The following is a 242-nucleotide window of genomic DNA, read 5'->3' as shown; positions in this document are numbered from 1 at the left end:
CTATTATGCAGCAAGAATCAATCACGCTACTGGAATTTCAAAACAGAATTACAAAATCAATTCAAAAAGATGATTTAAAAGAAGTATGGATTCGCTGTGAGATTACAGACTTTAATAACCCAAACCATGTATACATAGAACTAACACAAACTGAAAACAACAGAATGGTCGCTAAGCAAAAGGCGATGATCTGGGCTAATAAAAAAGACTTCATTCTCAATAAATTTCTAACAGGAACAGGC

General features: G+C 33.5%; 1 protein-coding gene. It reads left to right on the top strand.

The genetic code is table 11. The annotated features are described in order from the left end of the window. Nucleotides 1–242 (top strand): exodeoxyribonuclease VII large subunit (locus Q4550_RS23925; protein WP_303536758.1); only part of this gene is annotated, 242 nt, incomplete at both ends.

This window comes from Anaerobacillus sp. 1_MG-2023, assembly GCF_030547345.1.
GTDB classification, from domain to species: domain Bacteria; phylum Bacillota; class Bacilli; order Bacillales; family Guptibacillaceae; genus Guptibacillus; species Guptibacillus hwajinpoensis_B.
This window is presented reverse-complemented; position numbering and strand designations above follow the sequence as displayed.